Source organism: Kribbella jejuensis, from assembly GCF_006715085.1.
Lineage (GTDB): Bacteria > Actinomycetota > Actinomycetes > Propionibacteriales > Kribbellaceae > Kribbella > Kribbella jejuensis.
Window position 1 is genome coordinate 696,509 of record NZ_VFMM01000003.1, and the last position, 13,110, is coordinate 709,618.

Annotated in this window: 13 protein-coding genes; 6 read left to right on the forward strand and 7 right to left on the reverse strand. The window is 68.5% G+C overall.

The genetic code is table 11. The features are described from left to right. Nucleotides 1-264 precede the first annotated feature (264 nt). Nucleotides 265-1,743 (reverse strand): glutamate-cysteine ligase family protein, encoded by a 1,479-nt coding sequence (locus FB475_RS31000; protein ID WP_141860961.1) that lies wholly within the window; start codon nt 1,741-1,743, stop codon nt 265-267. A gap of 110 nt (nt 1,744-1,853) precedes the next feature. Further along, nucleotides 1,854-2,615, reverse strand: coding sequence for an MBL fold metallo-hydrolase (locus FB475_RS31005; RefSeq protein ID WP_141860963.1), 762 nt, complete (start codon nt 2,613-2,615; stop codon nt 1,854-1,856). Nucleotides 2,616-2,652: 37 nt separating this feature from the next. Between FB475_RS31005 and FB475_RS31010 the strand changes: the two genes are divergently transcribed. Together FB475_RS31010 and FB475_RS31015 are read left to right on the forward strand one after the other, a co-directional pair. Then, complete coding sequence (locus FB475_RS31010) at nt 2,653-4,008, forward strand: DNA polymerase IV (RefSeq protein WP_141860965.1); 1,356 nt, start codon at nt 2,653-2,655, stop codon at nt 4,006-4,008. Beyond that, entirely contained in the window at nt 4,001-4,933 is a 933-nt protein-coding gene (locus tag FB475_RS31015; RefSeq protein ID WP_141860967.1) for a tetratricopeptide repeat protein, read from the forward strand. Before FB475_RS31010 ends, FB475_RS31015 begins: the two co-directional genes overlap by 8 nt. A gap of 3 nt (nt 4,934-4,936) precedes the next feature. Here the strand turns inward: FB475_RS31015 and FB475_RS31020 are convergent, their stop codons facing one another. From FB475_RS31020 to FB475_RS31040, 5 genes are read right to left on the reverse strand one after another with little or no spacing between them, the layout of a single operon-like run. Beyond that, nucleotides 4,937-5,659, reverse strand: coding sequence for an MBL fold metallo-hydrolase (locus tag FB475_RS31020; RefSeq protein ID WP_141860969.1), 723 nt, complete (start codon nt 5,657-5,659; stop codon nt 4,937-4,939). Beyond that, nucleotides 5,656-6,042: a YccF domain-containing protein gene (locus FB475_RS31025; RefSeq protein ID WP_141860970.1), complete on the reverse strand. Its 387-nt coding sequence runs from the start codon at nt 6,040-6,042 to the stop codon at nt 5,656-5,658. The genes FB475_RS31020 and FB475_RS31025 overlap by 4 nt, the downstream gene beginning before the upstream one ends. After that, nucleotides 6,039-6,893: an alpha/beta fold hydrolase gene (locus FB475_RS31030; protein WP_141860972.1), complete on the reverse strand. Its 855-nt coding sequence runs from the start codon at nt 6,891-6,893 to the stop codon at nt 6,039-6,041. Before FB475_RS31030 ends, FB475_RS31025 begins: the two co-directional genes overlap by 4 nt. Further along, nucleotides 6,865-8,001, reverse strand: a complete 1,137-nt coding sequence (locus tag FB475_RS31035; protein ID WP_141860974.1) for a saccharopine dehydrogenase family protein — start codon at nt 7,999-8,001, stop codon at nt 6,865-6,867. The genes FB475_RS31030 and FB475_RS31035 overlap by 29 nt, the downstream gene beginning before the upstream one ends. After that, complete coding sequence (locus tag FB475_RS31040; RefSeq protein ID WP_141860976.1) at nt 7,998-8,891, reverse strand: SDR family oxidoreductase; 894 nt, start codon at nt 8,889-8,891, stop codon at nt 7,998-8,000. The genes FB475_RS31035 and FB475_RS31040 overlap by 4 nt, the downstream gene beginning before the upstream one ends. A gap of 74 nt (nt 8,892-8,965) precedes the next feature. Between FB475_RS31040 and FB475_RS31045 the strand changes: the two genes are divergently transcribed. The 4 genes from FB475_RS31045 to FB475_RS31060 are packed head-to-tail and all read left to right on the forward strand — an operon-like array spanning nt 8,966 to nt 12,972. Further along, nucleotides 8,966-9,580 carry a TetR/AcrR family transcriptional regulator gene (locus FB475_RS31045; protein ID WP_141860977.1) on the forward strand — a complete coding sequence of 205 codons (615 nt, stop codon included), beginning with the start codon at nt 8,966-8,968 and terminating at the stop codon, nt 9,578-9,580. Between the two features lie 9 nt (nt 9,581-9,589). Continuing rightward, nucleotides 9,590-10,054, forward strand: a complete 465-nt coding sequence (locus FB475_RS31050; protein WP_141860979.1) for a hypothetical protein — start codon at nt 9,590-9,592, stop codon at nt 10,052-10,054. A 9-nt stretch (nt 10,055-10,063) separates the two neighbouring features. Continuing rightward, nucleotides 10,064-10,867 carry an exodeoxyribonuclease III gene (gene xth / locus FB475_RS31055; RefSeq protein ID WP_141860981.1) on the forward strand — a complete coding sequence of 268 codons (804 nt, stop codon included), beginning with the start codon at nt 10,064-10,066 and terminating at the stop codon, nt 10,865-10,867. Between the two features lie 23 nt (nt 10,868-10,890). Next, nucleotides 10,891-12,972: a S9 family peptidase gene (locus tag FB475_RS31060; protein WP_141860982.1), complete on the forward strand. Its 2,082-nt coding sequence runs from the start codon at nt 10,891-10,893 to the stop codon at nt 12,970-12,972. Nucleotides 12,973-13,110 lie beyond the last annotated feature (138 nt).

Genomic DNA, 13,110 nt, shown 5'->3' on the forward strand with positions numbered 1-13,110 from the left:
TGACGGAGGGCTGCCGGTGCCCGACTACTACCCGCCGCGGGCCTGCCTAACCTTCCGGTGGCCACACCTTTGCAGGGCTGTCACCAAAAGCGCCACCCCTGTAGTCCGGGTCGTTATCGAACTCGCAACAGTTCTGCCTCGTCGGGCGCCCCCGGACACGCCGTTGCCCAGGGCAAATGCGCGGGTTCCGTCAGGAGGACCGAGGTTCCGGGCAGGTCCGCTGCTGTCTCACGTTGTCTGGCGCAGTTGTCGAGACGAACCGGTTCAGTCGACCGGCCAGAGATGTACGGGCGTGTTGTCGTGCATGTGGTCGCGATAACGACGTAGCATCCCGCGCAACGCGTCCCGTCGGCTGTGCGAGCCCTTTGTATACAGGCGATGGAACTCGTCGGCCTGCCAGGACGCACCGTTGCGGTTGGTGAGGCACCGCTGCTCGATGATGCCCAGCAAGCGGTCGCGGACAGCGACGTCCACGCCCCACGCATCGAGACCGCGAACCGCCAACGGCAGCAGGCGTCTGAGCACCAGCTCGGTCGCGCGCGCGGTGCCGACGCCCGGCCAGAACACCTCGGCGTCGATGCCGTTGCGGGCCGCGTTGTGGAAGTTCTCCTCGGCGGCGCTGAACGACATCTGCGACCAGATCGGCCGTTCGTCGTCGGCCAGTGCGCGGACCAGGCCGAAGTAGAAGGCGCCGTTCGCGATCGTGTCGACGACTGTCGGGCCGGCCGGCAGCACCCGGTTCTCCACCCGCAGATGCGGCTTGTCCCGGACAACGTCGTACACAGGGCGGTTCCAGCGGTAGATCGTCCCGTTGTGCAGGCGTAATTCCGAAAGGGCTGGTGTATCACCGCGTTCCAGCACGGCGATCGGGTCCTCGTCGGAGGTGACCGGCAGCAGCGCCGGGTAGTAGCGGGAGTTCTCCTCGAACAGGTCGAAGATCGAGGTGATCCATCGCTCGCCGAACCACACCCGGGGCCGCACGCCCTGCGTCTTGAGTTCGTGCGTGCGGGTGTCGGCCGCCTGCTCGAACAACGCGATCCGGGTCTCGCGGAGCAACTCCTTGCCGAACAGGAACGGGGAGTTCGCCCCGACCGCGAGCTGTACGCCGGAGATCGCCTGGGCCGCGTTCCAGTACCGCGGGAACGCCTCGGGCGTGACCTGCAGGTGGAACTGGGTCGACGTACAGGCGGCCTCCGGGACGATGCTGTCCGCGGTCACCTGCAGCCGCTCCACGCCGTCGATGGAGATCTGCACGTCCTCGCCGCGGGCCGCGAAGATCTGGTCGTTCAGCAGCGCGTACCGCGGGTTGGTGCTGAGCGCCTCGCGGTGGATGTGCTCGGTCAGCAGCGTCGGCAGGATCCCGACGGTCACCATCGAGGACCCGGTCCGGGCGGCCTTCTCGTCGGCGGCGTTCAGGCTGTCGCGGATGTTCGACTCCATCGTGTCCAGCCCGAGGCCGTCGATCTGCCCGGGCGGGACGTTGATCTCGATGTTGAACTGGCCGAGCTCGGTCTGGAACGCGTCGTCCTCGATCGCGCTCAGCACCTCGCTGTTCTTCATCGCCGGGTCGCACTTCTCGTCGACCAGGTTCAGCTCGATCTCGATCCCGGTCATCGGCCGGTCCGGGGCGAACCGGTTCTCGCGCAGCATCCGCGCGAACGCGTCCAGATTGCGATGGACCTGTTCGCGGAACGCGGTCCGGTCCGCCCGGGTGAACTCGACCCGGTCGACTTCCTCACCCATCAGCGCGCCTCCCGTGCCGGCTGCCAGCGACAGCCTCTTAGAGCATGGCCTCAGTGTGCCTGAAGGTGCCCCCGAGTGCGCGCCTCAATCGCGTCGTGACCAGACGGTGGTCAGACCGGGTACACGATGAAGTCGTCCCGCTCGATCCGTACGGGCTGCTCCCCGGCCGCGGCAACCACCTCGACGAGCTCCGTCAGTACGGCGGGACGCAGCTGCAGGACGTGCTCGCCGGGGTGCTTGGCGGCGCCCATCTCGTAGTCCTTGCCCGGTACGTCGGTGAGCTCGATGTGTGCGCCCAGCACCCACTCGACCGGATTGCCCGCGGCAACGAACTCGCCCAGTCGCGCCATGCTCGCGCGGAACGCCGGCCAGTCCTTCACGTACAGCCGGCCCGGGTACAACGAGTCGCCGGTGAACAGCAGGCGGGTGCTCCGGTCGTACAGAGCGATGTCCGCGCCTTGGTGGCCCGGGATCGGGATGATGTCGACGATGCGCTTCCCGAGATCGATCGTGCCGGTGGTGTGCGGCCAGTTCTCCAGGCCGAAGTACTCCGCGACTTCCTCGGCGGATCGGCCTACGACACGTTCGAATCCTCCGTCGCCGCCGACGTGATCGCTGTGCCCATGGGTGTGGGCGACAACCAACTCCTGCTCGTCCACGAGCTCGTCGACGAGGGCGGGGAGGTCGGCGTGGCCGGTGCCGGTGTCGAGGAGGAGGGCTCGGGACTCGCCGAGGAGGAGGTAGAGGAACGGGCCTTCGAAGTTCGTGTGCAGGGCCTGGCGGATGATCGCCGTACGGTCGTCGTACCAGTGCACCTGATGGTCGGGCGTGGACGGGTCGGTGCCGTCGTCCCAGTGGGCCGGGAAGGTCATGGCGGGAATTGTCGGTGACGGCGGCGACAATTGACGAGTGCGTGATGATCCGTCGGTGCTGCACGTCGACCTGGACGCGTTCTTCGCGGCCGTCGAGCAGCGGGACAAGCCGTCACTGCGGGGCAAGCCCGTGGTCGTCGGCGGGATCGGCCTGCGCGGCGTCGTGTCGACCGCGTCGTACGAGGCTCGCCGGTACGGCGTTCGTTCCGCGATGTCCACCGCGGAAGCCCGGTCGCGCTGCCCGCACGCGGCGTACCTGAGTCCCCGCTTCGAGGTGTACCGCCGGACCAGCCGGGCGGTGATGGCCGAGATGCGGGCGCTGTCGCCGCTGGTCGAGCCGCTGTCGGTGGACGAGGCCTTCATCGACCTGACCGCGAGCGGGCTGACCGGCCTGACCGTCGACGAGGTCGAGGCGATCGCGAACGATCTGAAGGACGCGATCCGGAAGGTGAGCGGCGGGCTGACCGCCTCGGTCGGCGCCGGTACGTCGAAGCTGATCGCGAAGATCGCCAGCGATCTCGACAAACCCGACGGCGTGGTCGTCGTGCCGGCCGGGACCGAAGCCGAGTTCCTCGCGCCGATGGAGGTGACCGTGATCCCGGGCGTCGGGCCGGCCACCGCACAGCGGCTCAGCATGTCCGGCGTCCGGACCGTCGCCGACCTGCAGCAACTGGACGAGGACGAGCTGATCCGCCAGGTCGGCTCGGCGCACGGCACCAGCCTGCACCGGCTCGCGATCGCGGCCGACGACCGGCCGGTGGTGAGCGACCGGGAGACGAAGTCGGTCAGCGTCGAGGACACGTTCGAGACCGACATCATCGACCGCACGCTGCTCACCGCGATCAGCGACCGGATGGCGCACCGGGTCGCGGAACGCCTGCAGAGGGCGCAGCTGTCCGGGCGCACCGTCACGGTCAAGACACGGATGCACGACTTCACCACGCACACCCGTTCGTCGACGCTGGCCGGGCCAACCGACGACCCGCGCGTGGTTGCCCGGGTGGCGCGGCGGTTGCTCGAGGAGAGCGACATCGGTGGCGGGATCCGGTTGCTGGGCGTAGGTGTCTCGTCACTGGCCGACTGGATCCAGGACGACCTGTTCACCGAGGACGAGCACGCCGACAATCCGATCGAGCTCGTCGAGTTGCCGGCCCGTCCGCGCGATCTGGTCGGCTTCCACCCGGGTCAGGACGTTGTCCATCCCGACTACGGCCCCGGCTGGGTCTGGGGCTCCGGTCGCGGCCGGGTCACGGTGCGCTTCGAGACTGCCGACACTCCCCCGGGTCCCGTCCGGACCTTCTCCATCGACGATCCCGCGCTGACAAAAGTGCAGCACGTCGGGGCCGATGCTGACGACGAACCCGAAACCGGCCAGAATGTCGAGAATGGATGAGGTTGGGCGGGGTGTGTACCCGTTCTGTGGGCCGTGCACGGCGACGTCGGAGGCTTGGCGGGCCGCTGAGGTGCGCGGGCCGATGGGTGGGCGGTTCTACGGGCATCGCGACGTCTGCGAGAACTGCGGGTCCTCGGTGCGGACGCTGTACAAGACCGTGTTGTGGGTGCCGGTCTCCAAGGTCGGGCGGTACCGGATCGTCCCCACCGGAGGTCGCTCGTACGTCGGCCGCAAGGTGATCGAGCAGCCACTGCGGACCGTCGTACGGCGGGAACCGGTGTCGGCGATCGCGCAGTATCCGGAGCTGGACGGTACGCCGGACTACAAGCAGGCCGAGGCGTACTGGCTGGACCGCGAGCCCGGTCAGGCGCTGCCGCACTACCAGGCCGCGCTGGCCGAGCGGGAACAGCTGCTGGGCGCGGACGACCCGGCGACGTTGCGGGTCCGGTTGCGGGTGGCTCAGGGGTTGCTCGCCACCGCCAACTACGGCCGGGCGATCGCTTGGTTCGAGCTGCTGACGCCGCAGCTCGTCGAGGTGTTCGGTTCACATCATGAGCTGACGCGGACGGCGGCGGAGGCGGTGACCGGTGCGCGGCTGATGGTCGGTGGGCCACGGTCCGAGGCTCAGCTGCTCGCGGACATCGTGGCGGCGGACGTGTCGAGTGGAGCGGATGCGCAGTTGCTGCGCGATCAGGCGGCGCTGGGGAAGGCGCAGCTCGCGTGCGGCGACATCTCGGACGCGGTCGAGACGCTGATCGAGGTCGTGCGACACGCCGTGCCAGGGCATCCGGACACTGCTGTTTATCGCAGTGCGCTGGCTGAGGCGTGCGAGGTCGCGGAGGCCCGGGGGAAGAAGCGTGACGTCCAGTTGGCGGGCGCCGCGCGTCAGCTGCTCAACCGCGCAGACGCACCGACAAGCACGTAGGGATTACAGCAGCAGTTCGAGGCCTTCGTCGGCCGCGATCACTTCGCCTTCGAAGACAGCCTCCGCCTCACGCACCGAGACAGCTCGATCAGAACCCGGCCAGAAGTGCGTCAGCAACAACCTGCGGGCACCACGCGCGCCATGGGCCGCCTCGGCTGCCGTCATCAGGTAGCGGTCGGAAGCGTCTCCCTGCAGCGTCGCGTCGGAGATGAAGAGATCGGTATCGGCCGCGAGCTTCCGTAGTTCGGGTGACGGTCCGCTGTCTCCTGTGTAGGCGATCGAGATCCCGGGCGCCGACAACCGCACACCGAGATTCGTCTTGTAATGCGGGAGTTCCACCGTCAGTACGTCGAACGGCCCGATCCGCGTCGTCGACGCCAGGTCGTGTACGTCGAACACCTCCGCCGGATCCGGGTTCGGCTCGAGCGCACGGAGTACGTCGAGGACGCCCGGAGCGCAGTGCAGCGCGACCGGGTCCGCATCGGGCGCCTCGTAGTGCCGCACCCGCGCGAGGGCACTCACGTCGACGCAGTGGTCCGGGTGCTGGTGCGTCACCACGACCGCGTCGACTTCACCGTGCGGAGAGTGTTCGAGCAGCCGCGGCAGAGCGGCGTACCCGAGATCGAGTACGACCCGGAAACCGTCGTACTCCAGCAGGAAGCCGGCACACGCGCGACCCGGCTCCGGCCAAGCGCCGCAGGAGCCGAGGACCGTCAGCGACCTCACGCGAACGGCTGGTTGGACGGCACGATCTCTTTGCCGAGTGGCAGCAGCGAGACCGGGATCAGTTTGAAGTTCGCGACGCCGAGCGGGATGCCGATGACGGTCAGGCAGAGCGCGATCCCGGTGGTCAGGTGGCCGAGCGCCAGCCACCAGCCGGCGAAGACGATCCAGATCAGGTTGCCGATCAGCGCGCCCGCGCCGGCCGTCGGCTTGTCGACCACGGTCCGGCCGAACGGCCACAGCGTGTACCCGGCGATCCGGAACGCCGCGACCCCGAACGGGATCGTGACGATCAGCAGGCAGCAGATGATCCCGGCGAGCGCGTATCCGACCGCCAGCCAGAACCCGGCCAGCACCAGCCAGATCAGGTTGAGAAGCGTCTTCATGCCTCCCAGCCTGCCACCTGGCGGGTGTGTTCCCGGACCAGCTCGGCGACAAGTCCGGGATCCTTCCGGGGTATCCAGTGGCCGCCCCTGACCACCTTTACCGTCAGGTTCGGGGCCCAGCGTGCGATGCCGGTCTGGAGGGCGGTGGTGACGAACGGGTCGTCCTCCGGTGAGACCGCCAGTACGGGGATGTCGGTACGGCGTTCCTCCGGGTTGATGAGCCGGCGGAGGACGTTGGCGCGGTACAGCTTCATGCCGTTGACGTAGTCGCCGATGCTGCGGTTGTGGGTCTCGTCCTGCGGTTCGAGGCGGTTGAACGCGCGCTGCGCCCAGCCCTTCCGCCAGGCGAGCTCGGGCAACCATGGGAGGTGGAAGTAGAAGATGTACCAGGAGTGCAGCAATTGTTTGAGCGCCGCGCGGTCCCACCGGCGAAGAAAATACCCGGCGTGATCCAGCGAAGGCCCGGAAATGCTTGTGAACGAAGCGATTCGGTCCTGTAGTTCTGGGGCAGTCACTGGGTGCCAGGATTGGATCGAACCCCAGTCGTGCGCCAGCACATGCACCGGGCCGTCGGGTGACACCTCCTGGAGGACCGCCTGGAAATCCTCCTGTAAGCGGTCCAGGGAATACGCGGAGGTGTTGGTCGGGTTGTCCGATTCGCCAGCGCCGCGTACGTCGTACGTGACGACGTGGAAATCCGAGGCTAGTTCTTCGGCGACCGACGACCACAGCGACGCGTTGTCCGGGTAGCCGTGCAGGCAGATGAGGACGGGGGCGCCGGGGTTGGGGTAGGTGTAGACGGCCAGGCGGGTGCCGTCGCGGCTAGTAGTGGTCGACCGAGAGGGTGGCAAAGGTCAGTCCCGCTTTCACCAGACGTTCGCGCAGGGCGGGACCCATCGCGGCGGCGGTTGTGGTTTGGCCGGCTGTCTCCGGGAGGTCATCGAGCGCCAGGCAGAGCGCGCTCTCGGCGAGCATCTTGGCGGTTTCGTCGTACCCGGGATCGCGACCCGCGACCTCGGTGATCACCTGCTTGCCGCCGCCGCGCCCGACGAAGCGGACGTTGAACCAGGACCGGCCCCGCGTCTCCGCGCTCGGACCGTCGCCGGGCTGCAGCCGCTTCAGCAGCGCGTTGCGCACCGGCGGCACCTGCGCGCCGGCGACCAGCAGCCCCACCCCACCGATGCCCGCGGCAACAGTCGGCAGGTGCTTCAGCGCTGCGTAGTGCGAGTACCGGAAATCCGGCCCGTAGCGATCCAGCAGCCGCGCCGAGAACGCCACGATCTGCGGATCGATCGTCGGCAGCGGAACCGCCCAGAACCCTTGCTGCCGGTGGATCCTGCCCGCCACCGCCCGGGCCTTCCGCCCCACGGGTCGCGCCTCCGCAGCCCGCCGCGCCCGATGCGCTTCGAGGTTCTGCTTCGGCCGCGAGAACGCGGTGATCGCGGTGTGGAACGTCCCACCCGACGGCCGCCCACCGGCGCGCAGCAACCCGTCGACCTGGATCGGCACGTTCTGCGGCAACTGCTCGACGGTGTACTGCACGCCGAGGTCGTACGGAATCGAGTCGAAACCGCACGCATGGATGATCCGCGCACCGGTCTGCTTCGCGCGTTCGTCGTACCGCACGTACATCCGGTCCAGGAACTCCGGCTCACCGGTCAGATCGAGGTACCCGGTGCCGGTCTCCGCACAGGCCGCGACCAGCGGTTCGCCGTACTGCACGTACGGGCCGACGGTCGTGGCGACGACTTTCGTGGACTCGGCCAATGATCGCAGCGACCTCGGCTCGGTCACGTCGGCATACAGCACGTCCTTGCCGAACCGCTCCAGCTTCGACTTGTTGCGTCCGGCAACCGCCCAGCGCGTCCCGTCCGGCGCGTTCTTCGCCAGGTACTCCGCGGTGAGCGCTCCCGTGAAACCGGAAGCCCCGAGTAGTACGACGTCGTACCCGCGGCTCATTTCCCGGCCGCCTTCTCCGCATCGGCCAGCCCGCCCGCGCCCGTCGGCCGCGACGACGCCGCTGCGCCACGCGCCCGCACGTCCGCGAGCGCCGCCGCATCGGCCTTCGGCACGCTGAACCTCGAACCCGCCTCGATGAGGTGCGGCAGCGCCCACCGCACCACCTTCAGCGCACCGATCCAGCCCGGTACGTGCACGGTCCGCGAGCGCTTCTTGATCCCCTCGACGAACTTCTCGACCGCGAACTCCAGCGGATAAGTCCTGCCCACCATCGGGATCCCGGTCCGCACCTTGCCGAACACCGGGTGGCTGTCGACCCCGCGCACCATGTCGGTGTCGACGAAAGTCATGTGCGCGACACCGACCCGTACGCCGAGGTGCTTCAGCTCGGCGCGCAACGTGTCGCCCATCGCCTCGACGCCGGCCTTCGCCACGTTGTACGACGCCAGGCCGGGAATGCGCACGATCGCCGCCAGCGACGACACGAGCAGCAGATAGCCCTTGCTCTCCAACAGGTACGGCAGTGTGAGGTGCACGGTCCGCCAGACACCGAGCAGGTTCACCTCGATGACCCGCTCCCACGCCTTCGGGTCCATGCTCCGGGTGAAGCCCGGCGCGGCGATGCCGGCGTTCGCCATCACGGCGTCGATCCGGCCGTACCGCGCCGCGATCTCCTCCACGGCGGTCCGCAGCGAGTCCACGTCGGTGACGTCGGCCTCCCACCACCCGGCGTCCGGGCCACAGTCCTCCGCGACCTTCTTCAGCTCGTCCGGCTCGAGGCCCACGAGCGCGAGCCGGGCGCCGTCCTCCGCCAACTTCCGGGCGACCGCGGCGCCGATTCCCCGGGAGGCTCCGGTGATGAGCACGACTTGACCGGCCAACGGACGCATCGGGACCTCCAGCTTGTTGAGTGGATACTCAACAGTAGGTGCTTGTTGACCGTTTACTCAATAGACTGCGCGGTATGAGCCGGACCACTGCCCGCTTGCGCCCGGACGAACGGCGTACGCAGATCCTCCAGGCCGCCCGCCGGGTGCTGCTGGCCGACCCGCACCGCGAGTTGACCGTCGAACTGGTCGCCGCCGAGGCCCGGGTCTCCCCCGCGCTGCTGTTCCACTACTTCGGCTCGAAGAAGAAGTTCCAGTACGCCGTCATCGAGGAGGCGGCCGCCGAGGTCATGCTCCGGACCGCGCCGGATCCGTCGCTGCCGCCGGACGAGCAGCTCCGAGCGGGCATCCGCGCGTTCGTCCGGGCCGTCCTCGAGGCGCCGCAGCTCTACCGGGCGACACTGCTGATGTCCGCGGCCGGCGATCCGGAGATCCGCGCACTGCACTCCGAGCTGCGGCGGGTCTTCAGCCGGTGGGTGATCGGCGCGGTCGCAGAGCGTGGCATCGAGGTCACCCCCGTCGTCGAACTCGCCTGTCACGGCTGGCAGGGTTACGTCGAACAGACCCTGCTGGTCTGGATCGACAACCCGACCGTCTCGCCGGAGGCTCTCGAGCACCTGTGCGAGCAGTCGCTGGACGCCATCCTGACGACGACCGGTGTCTCGACGACCGGCCCCTCGACGACGAATTGATGAGAGCAGATGAACAAGTTCTTCCTGATCGTCCACATCCTCGCCGCCATCCTCTGTGTCGGCCCGATCACCGTCGCGGCCAGCATGTACCCGCCCCTCGCCAAGAAGATGCTCGCAGCACAGACCCCGGACGCGGGCGGTCTCCAGGTACTGCACCGGATCACCACTGTGTACGCGTGGGCGAGCCTCGTCGTACCGCTCTTCGGGTTCGCGCTCGCAGGCAGCATGCACGTGATGGGTGAGGCGTGGCTGATCATCTCGATCGTCCTGACGCTGGCCGCCGCCCTCGTCCTCGCGTACCTGGTCGTCCCCGCGCAGTCCGCCGTACTCGCGGTGGCGGGCGGTACGCCGGAAGAGCGGAGCGCCGTACTCCCCAAGGCAAAGCTGCTCTCGATGACGTCCGGGATCTTCGCGCTGCTCTGGCTGATCGTGCTCGTCCTGATGGTGGTCAAGCCGGGACATCACAGAGGGTAGGGTCATGCCGTGCTGACGGTCGCCACGGTGAATGTGAACGGGATCAGGGCCGCCTTCCGGCGCGGAATGGGACCGTGGCTGGAGGACACCGACCCGGACGTGTTGCTGATGCAGGAGGTCCGCGCGCCGGACGAGGTACTGCGCGACCTGCTCGGCGCGGACTGGAACATCGCGCACGCGGAACCGGCGATCGACGGGCACAAGGGCCGCGCCGGCGTCGCGGTCGCGACGCGGCGGCCGCTCAAGGGCGAACGTGGCGAGCTCGGCCCGGCGCGCTTCGACGGCAGCGGCCGCTGGGTGGAGGCCGACCTGGTGCTCGACGACGGTACGACGCTGACCGCTGTCAGCACGTACGTCTTCACCGGCGAGTTCGAGACGCCATCGCGGCAGGAGGAGAAGTACGCCTTCCTGGACGCGATCACGGACCGGCTGACCGCGCTGCGCGCCGACGGGCGGCAGGTGCTGATGTGCGGCGACCTGAACATCGCGCATCGCGAGGTCGACCTGAAGGCCTGGAAGGCGAACCGGAAGAAGAGCGGTTTCCTGCCCGAGGAACGAGCGTGGCTGGACCGCCTGTTCGAGGCCGGCTGGGTCGACCTCGGCCGCAAGTTCGGCGGCGAAGGCCCCGGGCCGTACTCGTGGTGGTCCTGGCGCGGCAAGGCCTTCGACAACGACGCCGGCTGGCGGATCGACTACCAGATCGCCTCCCCTGAGCTCGCCGGCGCCGCGACGAACTGCGTCGTCCACCGCGCCCCGACGTACGCCGAACGATGGAGCGACCACGCCCCGGTCGTCGCGACGTACGGAGTCTGACCGCTGCCCGGTAGTCTCGCCGCATGGTTGAGAAATCTGGTGTTGAGCCGCCGGTCGCGGCGCGCAAGCCGGTGCAGCGGACGCACCACGGCGACACGTTCGTGGACGACTACGAGTGGCTCCGGGACAAGACCAACGACGAGGTACTGGACTACCTGCGGGCCGAGAACGCCTACACCGAGGCCCGCACGGCACACCTCGAATCGTTGCGTGAGGCAATCTTCAAGGAGATCTCGGACCGCACGCTGCAGACCGACCTGAGCGTGCCGGCCCGGCGGGGCGGTTACTGGTACTACTCCCGCACCATCGAAGGTCAGCAGTACTCGGTGCACTGCCGGGTCAAGGTGGACGGCGACCAGCCGCCCGCGCTCGACGGCGAGATCGCCGGCGAAGAGGTGATGCTCGACGGCAACGAGGTGGCGGGCGACAACGAATTCTTCTCGCTCGGCACCGTCGACGTCTCCCCCGACGGCCGGCTGCTGGCGTACTCGGTGGACCTCAAGGGCGACGAGCGGTTCACGCTGCGGATCAAGGACCTGAGCACCGGCGAGCTGCTGCCGGACGAGCTGCCCGACGTGCACTACGGCTCGGCCTGGTCGGCCGACGGCTCGACGATCTTCTACACCAAGGTCGATGACGCCTGGCGCCCGTACCAGGTCTGGCGGCACACGCTCGGCGCGTCCGAGGACTTGCTGGTGATGCAGGAGCCGGACGAGCGGTTCTGGGTCGGCGTCGACCTGACCCGCAACGAGCAGGCGATCCAGATCTCGCTCGGCAGCAAGCTGACCAGCGAGGTCTGGCTGCTGGACGCGAACAACCCGGCCGGTGAACCGGTCGTGGTCGCACCCCGCCGCGAGGGCGTGGAGTACGACGTCGAACATGCCGGCGACCAGCTGCTGATCACGCACAACGCGGACGCCGCCAACTTCTCCCTCGCCACCGCACCGCTCGACAACCCCGGCGAGTGGACGACGATGATCGAGGGCGACGAGACCAGCCGCCTGCTCGGCGCGGACGCGTTCGCCGACCACGTCATCCTCTACCGGCGCCGCAACGCGCTCACCGAGCTCGCGATCATGCGCCGCACCGGCGACACCTTCGGCGCCCCGGAAGCGCTCGAGTTCGACGAGCCGATCTACACCGTCTCCCCCGGCCGCAACGACGAGTGGCACGACACCCGGTACCGGTTCGGTTACACCTCCCTGGTCACGCCCGGTTCGACGTACGACGTCGACGTCGCGACCGGCGAGCGGCGCCTGCTCAAGCAGCAGCCCGTCCTCGGCGGGGTCGACCTCGGCGCGTACACCCAGTACCGGGAATGGGCCACCGCGCCGGACGGGACCAAGGTGCCGATCTCGATGGTCGCCCGCAAGGACGTCGCGAAGGACGGCAACGCCCCGGTCGTGCTGTACGGCTACGGCTCGTACGAGAGCTCGATGGATCCGTGGTTCTCGATCCCCCGGCTGTCACTGCTCGAGCGCGGTGTGGTGTTCGCGATCGCGCACGTCCGCGGTGGCGGCGAGCTCGGCCGGCACTGGTACGACGACGGCAAGATGCTGACCAAGCGGAACACCTTCACCGACTTCGTCGCGGCCGCCGAGCACCTGGTGCAGGCCGGCTGGACCAGGCCGGAACGGCTCGTCGCGCAGGGTGGCAGCGCGGGCGGCCTGCTGATGGGCGCGGTCGCGAACCTGGCCCCCGAGGCGTTCGCCGGAATCGTCGCGGAGGTCCCGTTCGTGGACGCGCTGACGTCGATTCTCGACCCGTCGCTGCCGCTGACGGTGATCGAGTGGGAGGAATGGGGTAATCCGCTCGCGGACCCCGAGGTGTACGCGTACATGAAGTCCTACTCGCCGTACGAAAACGTCACCGCGCAGCACTATCCGCGGATCCTCGCGATCACCAGCCTGAACGACACCCGGGTGTTGTACGTCGAACCGGCGAAATGGGTGGCGAAACTCCGGGCCACCGCGACCGGCGATTCCGAGGTGCTGCTGAAGACCGAGATGGAGGCCGGGCACGGCGGCCGCAGCGGCCGGTACGACGCCTGGCGCGAGGTCGCGTTCTCGCTCGCCTGGGAACTGGACACCCTCGGCCTGAGCTGAGAAAAGCGGGAATTGGTGCCCTTCGGCGTGTGTTGTGCAACACATCGGAGGGCACCAATACGTTCATGGGGAATTGCTGCCAGGAACTCTCAGGGAACCTTCAGGCTGTTTACACACTGGTACCGGAATCTTGAACCC